The 5,979-nt window shown below is 61.8% G+C and carries 3 protein-coding genes and 1 pseudogene; 3 read left to right on the forward strand and 1 reads right to left on the reverse strand.

What is annotated here, in order from left to right:
* Positions 1-267 (reverse strand): annotated as a pseudogene (locus tag CHB90_RS25265) (IS110 family transposase); the annotation flags it as partial.
* Positions 268-689: 422 nt separating this feature from the next.
* Between CHB90_RS25265 and CHB90_RS25270 the strand changes: the two are divergent.
* The 3 genes from CHB90_RS25270 (at position 690) to CHB90_RS25280 (ending at position 5,523) form a co-directional block, all read left to right on the forward strand.
* A complete protein-coding gene (locus CHB90_RS25270; protein ID WP_089280464.1) occupies positions 690-1,226 on the forward strand; it encodes a cytochrome b in 537 nt (178 codons plus the stop codon).
* Positions 1,227-1,294: 68 nt separating this feature from the next.
* Positions 1,295-2,437 carry an efflux RND transporter periplasmic adaptor subunit gene (locus CHB90_RS25275; RefSeq protein ID WP_089280465.1) on the forward strand — a complete coding sequence of 381 codons (1,143 nt, stop codon included), beginning with the start codon at positions 1,295-1,297 and terminating at the stop codon, positions 2,435-2,437.
* Positions 2,434-5,523: an efflux RND transporter permease subunit gene (locus CHB90_RS25280; RefSeq protein WP_089280466.1), complete on the forward strand. Its 3,090-nt coding sequence runs from the start codon at positions 2,434-2,436 to the stop codon at positions 5,521-5,523. The genes CHB90_RS25275 and CHB90_RS25280 overlap by 4 nt, the downstream gene beginning before the upstream one ends.
* The last annotated feature ends 456 nt before the right edge of the window (positions 5,524-5,979 follow it).

Raw genomic sequence — 5,979 nt, forward strand, 5'->3', positions numbered from 1 at the left:
GTCGGACTTGCCGCGTTTGACGTAGGGTTTTACATAATTGGCTGGGATCAGGCGAACATCATGCCCAAGTTTGCTGAGTTCTCGCGCCCAGTAATGACTGGATCCGCAAGCCTCCATGCCGATCAGACAGGGTTCCAGATTGGTGAAAAACTGCATGAGTTGTGCTCGGCGGATTGCTCGATTGAAGACAACTTGACCATCCCTGGTAATTCCGTGGACCTGAAAAACATGTTTGGCCAGATCAATGCCCACTGTTGTAACTTGCATTGGGTAGCTCCTTTCCTAGCAGTGATAGACAACTGCAGTATGGCGCATTGCGACGCCGGTTGGAGCAGGAGCTATCCACCCCATCCGTTTCGGGAAAGCTGCGCCGCGGCAAAGGATGCCCTGACGATGGTCCGGCTAGGGCCATGCGTTTCGGTCGGATCAATGCGGGGCAAGTAGGCAAGGCCGCAACGTGGAAGGCAGTCGAGAGCACACAGGAGAAGTTGCCAGCTCCTGCTGCGCGCGCTCGTAAAGGGAAATAGTGTTGAGCCGCAGCAAGACAGGAGAAAATGCGGCCAGTCAGCCAGGGTGCAGCGAGACTTCTACGAACCATGCGCAGTTCGCGCGAAAAGTTGCCGCCCGAGCGACGGAATGCGCCTCGAGAACCGTATCAAGGGGACACATGCGTAAAACGGATATCCTCCATGAGCGATCTATCAGACAGTCCCGACCGCTTTGGCCTCATCAGCCGCGCGCTGCACTGGGGTATGGCGGTGCTCTTTGTCCCGCAATTCCTGTCGGCTGCGGCGCATTGGGCGCTGCCACGTGGGGATGCCCTGCGCGGGACGCTCTGGAGTTATCATGTGGACCTGGGCGTGACCCTGTTTCTGCTGGTACTGCTGCGGGGCGCGTGGGGGCTATGGAATCTCGGCAGGCGGCCTGAGCATTCAGGGGTGATGGGACGGGTGGCGCGCGCCGGGCATGCCGCGCTTTATGCGCTCATGGTGATGGTCCCCGCCGTCAAACTCATCGGATCGGCAGGGGGGATGCGCGGGCTCAGCTATCTTGGCATCTCGCTCGTCCCGGCACGCGAGACGGCGATTGCCTGGACGCAGGCAATGGCGGAGTGGCACGGCGCGATAGGATGGATGTTGGCGGCCCTTGTGCTCGGGCACGTCGTGATGGCAATTGGTTGGCATCGTTTCGTCAAGCGGGATGATGTCTTGAGCCGCATGGCCTGAGGGCCGCCCGAAACCCAAACCACCCGCAGGCCCAGAGGGCCCATGCGCGTTCTGGAGCTTGTATTGTCTTGAAGAAACTCATCACTGTTCTCCTCTCGCTGGCTGTTCTCGCCGGCGCCTACGCAGTCGCTTTCGGCGTGCCCCCGCAGGTCGCGCAGTATTGGGGCATTGCCCTGACCGAGGACGCGGCGCCCGCGGCGCGCGGTGGGCCGGGTGGCTCACCGGGCGGCGGCGCGCGTGGCCAAGGCCGAGCCACGACGGTGGTTCTCGCGCCACTCGAAGAGCGCGCCTACACTCTTGTATTGCGGACGGTCGGCAGCGGCGTCTCCTTGCGTCGCGCTGATGTGGTTGCGGCGCAATCGGGAGAGGTGGTCGAGACCGCGCTGCACGCCAATCAACTTGTCGAAAAGGGCGACGTTCTTCTGCGACTGGATGATCGCACCGAGCAGCTTGATCTGGAAATCGCGCGGGCCAACCGTGATCAGGCGCAGGCAACGGTGACTCGTTACGAGGGGCTCAACCAGAACGGCAGTGCAGTCGTCACGGAAGTTGCCTTGTCCGAGGCCAAGGTGGCATTGCGGCTGGCACAGGCCAATGTCGGCCTGGCCGAGGTTGCGCTGGAAAACCGGACGATTGTTGCGCCGATTTCGGGCCGCCTCGGGCTGAGTGACGTAAGCGTCGGCGACCGGCTGTCCATCGGGGATGCAATCGTGACGGTAGACGATTCCACGTCCCTGTTGGCCACCTTCGAGGTGCCTGAACGCTCGATTGGTCTGCTTGCCGAAGGCAAGCCGGTTCTCGTCACAACCCCGACCTTTGCGGGGCGGGTGTTTGAGGGGACCATCACGGCCTTCGACAGCCGTCTCGACAGTGTCACCCGCAGCGCCACGGTGCAGGCGGAGATCGACAATTCCGAAGGATTGCTTCTGGCCGGTATGACCTTTGCGATCCGCATGACCGAAGAGACAGATCCATTGCCCATGGTGCCCTCGACCGCGATTACATGGGACCGCGCAGGTGCAGGCATCTGGGTCGCTGAAAATGACATCACGCGCCGCGTGCCCGTCACCATCCGGTATCGCAACGGGGATCAGGTCTGGGTTGAGACAGACGCTCCGGTGGGCGCGCAGATCGTGACCGAAGGCGCGGCAAAACTGCGCGATGGTGCACAGGTGGTCACAGCCAGCCGCCGCAAGGGGCCAGACGCATGAGCATCGAAAAAAGAGCACACAAGGCCGGTTTCGCCGACACGTTTGTCGCGCGGCCGATCTTTGGGATCGTCCTGAACCTCTTGATCATCATCGCGGGGCTTGCGGCACTCAGCAGCGTCGACATTCGTGAAATGCCTGATGTGGATCGCCCCGTGCTGTCGGTGCGGACAACCTATACCGGCGCTGTGGCAAGCACGGTGGATACCGAAGTGACCCAGGTTCTCGAAGATGCCCTGAGTGCCCTTGATGGTATATCCTACATCGAATCCACCTCCAGCGAGGGATCAAGCCGCATCACGATTGATCTGTCCGACGGCACGGATGTCGATATCGCGGCCAACGAAGCACGCGAGATCGTGTCGAACACGCTACGGTCCTTGCCCGACGATATCGACGACCCCAGCGTGAGCAAGAGCGACAGCAACGCAGACGCGATCATCCGCCTTGCCCTGCTGGGCGACGCCAGCTTTGACGACCTCACCCGGATCGCCGAGGGCGCGATCTATGAACGCCTCTCGCTGATCGACGGCATTGCCGAGGTGACCGTGCAAGGCAACCGGGCCAACCAGTTTCGGGTGGCGGTGAGCATGCCGTCATTGCTGAGCCGTGGCCTGACCATCTTCGATGTTTCCACCGCCTTGGAACAGTTGCGCGACGACACCGCGCTGGGGTCGCTCTCGACAGAGTCCAAGACCCTCTCTCTGCGGGTGGGCAACGAAGAGGTCACCGTCGAGAGCATCAACCAGTTGCCGATCAATGACACCACCACAATAGCCGATATCGCCTTTGTCCAGCTGATCCCGGAGGACACCGATGTCTATAGCCGGGTGAATGGCGTAACCGCCGTCGGCCTTGACATCACGCGGCAATCGGTCGGCAACACACTGACAATCTCGCGCGCTGTGGGCGAAGCGGTCGAGGAATTGCGTAGCCAGTTGCCAGAGGGCGTACAGCTTCTGGTGACCTCTGACGACGGTATCTTCATCGAAGGGTCGATCAACGAGGTGGTCAAATCCATCCTGATGGCCACCGCCATCGTGATCGCGGTGATCTTCCTTTTCCTGCGCTCGCCGCGCGCGACATTGATCCCTGCAGTGACAATTCCGGTGGCCCTTATCGGCACGCTGGCCGCGATCTGGCTGACAGGGTTTTCGGTCAACACGATCAGCCTGCTGGCGCTGGTTCTGGCGACCGGGATGGTGGTGGACGATGCCATCGTGGTGATCGAGAACATCGTGCGCAAACGCAAATCGGGTATGGGGGCCTTTGCCGCGGCCGCCTCCGGCACCAATGAGGTGTTCTTTGCCGTCATCTCGACCACGGCCACGCTTGCCGCCGTGTTCATCCCGATCTCGTTCCTGCCGGGACAGGCCGGCGGTGTGTTCTCGGAATTCGGGTTCGTGCTGGCCTTTGCGGTCACATTGTCGTCGATCACGGCGCTCACGCTTGCGCCGGTTCTGGCGGCCTTGCTTGATCCGGGAAAGTCGCAGTCCGACGCCAAGGAAACCAAACCTGGGGTCCTTGCCCGCAGCTTCGACTGGGTGATGGATTTCGCCATCCGCACGCCCCTGTTCGTGCTCTCCGTCGCCATCGGCTTTGCCATGATCGCCATGGGGGCCGCGATGACACTGCCGTCCGCCGTGACGCCGGAGGAGGACCGTGGCTTTTTCCTCGTGCAGGCGCGCGGGGCGTCGGACACGACCGTCGACTACCTCGACACACAGGTCCTGCTGGTCGAGGATATTCTTGCTCCCTATCTGGAAAACGGCCAGATCGAGACGGTACAGAGCATCATCGGGGTTGGCGGCGGCACTAACGCGTTTATCGTCGTGCGCCTGCCGGACTGGGCCGAGCGTGACTTTACCCAACAGGAATTGATCGCGCAGATCAGCAGCCAATTGTCCTCTGTCCCCGGTGTTCAGGTCAGCGCCCGCTCCACCAACAGCCTCAACATTCGCGGCGCCGGCGGCGGGCTTGGCTTTGCCGTCACGGGCACCAACCTTGTGAAAATGACCGAGGCCGCCGAAAACCTTGTCGCAGCCATGTTGCAGGACGCCGCGTTCCTGAACCCGCAACTGTCCAACAATAGCGTCGATGCCCAGTTGGAAGTGACCGTGGACACCACCGCCGCGCGCGGTATGGGGCTGAACAGCTCGGACGTCACAAGCCTCGTGCGCGCCCTTGTGCAGGGCGATGTCGCGGTCAGCGTGTTTTCCGATGACGTTGAGATCGACGTCAACGTTGTCCCCGGCGGCCCGCCGATCGACGATCCGTCCGACATCGCGTCGATGTCTATTCGTCTGGACAGCGGTGCCTACATTCCGCTCTCTGCCGTGGCCTCGCTTGAGACGGTCGTCAGCGATGCACAGATCCAACGCCTGGGCGGTGCATTGTCGGTCGCGTTGCAGGCCAACCTGGGCGACGGGGTCGATCTATCGACCGCGATGGACCGCCTGTTGGCGATCTCGGACGACGTGCTGCCCGAGGGCATGGGCATCACCTTCACCGGTGAGGCCGCGACTTTGGATGATACGGCTGCCGGAATGTATGCCGTGTTCGGCGTGGCCCTGATCGTGGTGCTTCTGGTGCTTGCCGCGCAATTCGAGAGCTTTGCCAGCGCAGTTGTCATCATGATGACGGTGCCCTTCGGCCTTGCCGCTGCGCTGCTGGCGATTTCGCTCACCGGCGGATCACTGAACTACTACAGCCAGATCGGCCTTGTGATGCTGATCGGGGTGATGGCCAAAAACGGCATCCTGATCGTGGAGTTCGCCAACCAGTTGCGCGAAGCCGGAGAAGACATCGACAGCGCCATCCGCAACGCTTTGCGCCTGCGCATCCGGCCGGTGATGATGACGATGGTGTCCACGGTCTTTGGCGGGTTGCCCCTGATCCTGACATCCGGCGCGGGTGCCGAAGCCCGCATCGCCGTTGGCTGGGTGATCGTCGGAGGATTGGGCTTTGCGACCGTGTTCACTCTGTTCCTGACGCCGATCTTCTATCGCTGGATTGCCGTCTGGGGCACCGCACCGGGCGCTGCGGCCAAGCGGCTTCGGACGGAGGCAGAGGCAACTATGGGGTCCTAGGGTCGACGGATGGCGCGTTTCTTGACAGGCGCGGCGGGGGGGCGCTGTTCAGGCGCGCCGCAGCCGGTCAACACAGGTAGTGAAAGCCGCAGTGGCTGTGGTCACGGACAAAGCCGCCGGCCCCGCATTGACAACTGCGTTCTCGCTTGTGGCATGGTCTGGTCGATAGCGCAGACTTGCTTCAAAGCAAGGAGAGATGGCGGCGTTGGAATTGCCTCCTGCGACGTTTCCGACAAAACCCCCAAGGGGGTTTGAGTTATTCGTGCTGCTGTGTTGCGGCGTTGTTGCACAAGTCTGTCGACGGAGGATTCACTTTGCGAATCCATGGCGTTAGATGCGGTGCATGAGCAAGCCATCTCCCGCCCGCTATCGCACGACGAACTGGTCCAGTTACAACGCGTCGCTGCGCAAGCGAGGATCCCTGCTGATCCATTGCCCGGCAGCACATGCCCGCAT

Origin of the sequence: Antarctobacter heliothermus (assembly GCF_900188425.1) — a bacterium.
In the GTDB taxonomy this organism is placed as follows: Bacteria; Pseudomonadota; Alphaproteobacteria; order Rhodobacterales; family Rhodobacteraceae; genus Antarctobacter; species Antarctobacter heliothermus.